The sequence below is a fragment of the Blautia faecis genome, assembly GCF_020554845.1.
GTDB lineage: Bacteria > Bacillota > Clostridia > Lachnospirales > Lachnospiraceae > Blautia_A > Blautia_A faecis.
Genome location: NZ_JAJCIA010000122.1, coordinates 1 through 253 on the forward strand (window position 1 = coordinate 1; position 253 = coordinate 253).

The 253-nt window shown below is 56.5% G+C and carries 1 protein-coding gene; it reads right to left on the reverse strand.

All coding sequences use genetic code 11. The features are described from left to right. Positions 1 to 250, reverse strand: a 250-nt coding sequence (locus LIZ66_RS18460) for a hypothetical protein (protein WP_227201196.1), incomplete at its 3' end; no start/stop codon positions are given. Positions 251 to 253 lie beyond the last annotated feature (3 nt).

Genomic DNA, 253 nt, shown 5'->3' on the forward strand with positions numbered 1-253 from the left:
CTTCCAGATAGAGAAGCAGATACTTCATGTCCGTATCGTTCAGGGCGGTGCTTTCCCTGTGGAAGCCGATGGGCTTTATGATGTCCTTGCGGTCGGTCAGGATGTTGTATGCGATAGCCCCGGAAAGCAGCGGGTCACGCTGGAATACGGTCAGGCAGTTCCGTATGCTCTGACGGACACCGCCTTTCTCGGTAGTTCCCAGCCCCGCCTTGATTTCCTCAATGCTCTGGGGCGGCTGCATGGCGTTCATGGT